The 1,854-nt window shown below is 45.1% G+C and carries 2 protein-coding genes and 1 rRNA gene; 1 reads left to right on the forward strand and 2 read right to left on the reverse strand.

Annotation, left to right across the window (positions count from 1 at the left end; genetic code table 11):
- The first annotated feature begins 136 nt into the window (after positions 1-136).
- Entirely contained in the window at positions 137-370 is a 234-nt protein-coding gene (locus QMA35_RS21505; RefSeq protein ID WP_281649184.1) for a hypothetical protein, read from the forward strand.
- 19 nt (positions 371-389) lie between these two features.
- Here QMA35_RS21505 and QMA35_RS21510 read toward each other — a convergent pair whose 3' ends face one another.
- Together QMA35_RS21510 and rrf are read right to left on the reverse strand one after the other, a co-directional pair.
- Positions 390-1,361: a hypothetical protein gene (locus tag QMA35_RS21510; protein ID WP_281649185.1), complete on the reverse strand. Its 972-nt coding sequence runs from the start codon at positions 1,359-1,361 to the stop codon at positions 390-392.
- A 394-nt stretch (positions 1,362-1,755) separates the two neighbouring features.
- A 5S ribosomal RNA gene (rrf, locus tag QMA35_RS21515) occupies positions 1,756-1,854 on the reverse strand; the annotation flags it as partial.

A 1,854-nucleotide genomic window follows, 5' to 3' on the forward strand; every position in this document is an offset into this window, starting at 1 on the left:
GAAGAGAGTTTGTTAGATCAGGAAGCATCCCATTGGCTCAACCCACATTTATTGTGAACAGAGCCGCTGCGGAAATGACAATGTGCGCAAATTTGGTTGCCAGAATGGCCGCCTGTAATCGGTGCCGATGGTGTTCTTGAACATATTTGGTGGGAAGATATCGAAGCCTGCTTGGCTAGTCGCATTCCGCCAGGAAGATGTACTCTCCCAGCATGATGCTGTCGCCGAGCATCTTGGCTTTGTATTGAAGTTTCTAGTCACTACAGCTGGGCAAACTGTTCGTGAGGGTGTTTTCCACTTGCAGTATGTGAATGCTTATCACAGAACACTGAAAGGATGGAAAACACCACAGATACAGCTAATGACTTAATTGTTATATGTGTTGCTCTTTATGTCGCGGCGTCTTGTATCATGATTCCACTGCTGACACTTTCAGCGATGAAGGCATCAATTGACTCTTCACTTATTACGCCGTTTTTAGCGATGAAACCCAGGCAATCTTTCTCTTTCTGCATTAAGTAAGTCTTAAAGCTATCAGCGCGTACAATATCTCTACTTGGGTTTAATTCATGTATTTTTTGAAAGGCTACAACCTCATCACCAAGAATTGATTCAATCATGCGGCTTCTGCTGTACTCGACAACAATATCCAGATCAGGAGGACGGGGGGTAGTGGCTTGAAGATCAGGACTGAGACTCTCCCAGTGCTGAAGTTGTTTTTTCAGATAGTATTTCTGTGCAACTCTCAGTCTAGCCTCAAAACACGGGTTTCCCTTTTCGAAATACGAACTGAAAAGCTCTTGCTTATCTATTTCGGGATTATGTAACAGCTCAAGAAAGCACAAGATCATTTTTCGGGCTCCATCCACAACTGTTAAAGCTGAGGTTGGATGCCGATCCTCATTGAGGTGGGCCGACAGGCCGCCTGACAACCTAGAAAAACAGGCCTCTTTTTCTTCTAATGAAAGATGCTCTGATTCTAGCTGGTATTGAATCTCGGTGAAATTCGTGTTCATTTCGTCGAGTATTATTATTGTATTTTTCGCATAATCATATTGTTCACGAGACATCTGGTTTTGAAGTGGTTTTAATGCATCGGCGGCTGCCCTGAGGTATTTCCTTTTTACTGGTAATGTATCAGGGAGTTGTGTTTCTGGTGTCGTGTTTCCGACACTTCGACTTATTGTTACCTGACGCTCGTGGATGCCTCTTGTGGAAGCTGTCGACTCCTGCTCTCGTACTTGGTGAGCGCGATGTCCTCTAGTACTTCGGTGTCTTCCTTGTGGAGGGGGCGGTGGTGCTGGGGTATGTGGCAGAACATTGCCATTAGCCCCATCGTTGCCGATACTTTTGAAACCCATACGCAGTCGAATTTCCAATGAATTCTAGATGCATATACTATCGGCTAGGCGGACAGAACTTTTTGCATAGAGGCAAGTGATGCGTATCGGTGTGTTGTATCACTTGTTAAGCTCGAAATAGTTCGGAGCATCAACGTGATGGGTAACTCTGTCAGGCCGTGCCGTGAATGTTTAGGGTTGAGTTTTTAAAGTGATAAATCTTCATCATTTCATTCATAACTGTTAAGCGTGAGAATGGACTCCCGCCGTTCGTTTTACCAAACACTTCGAATCAGCGAACCAGTAGTTTTTTTACAACAGAAAGAATACTCAAATAGCAAAAACCCCAGCCATGTTCTTCGTAAAGAACGCAACTGGGGTTTTGCAGCCTTGAGCGAACTCAAGGAGAATGAAAGCCTGGCGATGACCTACTCTCGCATGGGGAAGCCCCACACTACCATCGGCGATGCTTCGTTTCACTGCTGAGTTCGGGATGGGATCAGGTGGTTCCAAA

The sequence above is a fragment of the Parendozoicomonas sp. Alg238-R29 genome (assembly GCF_947331445.1).
In the GTDB taxonomy this organism is placed as follows: domain Bacteria; phylum Pseudomonadota; class Gammaproteobacteria; order Pseudomonadales; family Endozoicomonadaceae; genus Sansalvadorimonas.

Bases quoted from the DNA above. Each gene is read 5' to 3' on its own strand.
- QMA35_RS21510 (WP_281649185.1), bottom strand. From the start codon at position 1,361: ATGGGTTTCAAAAGTATCGGCAACGATGGGGCTAATGGCAATGTTCTG.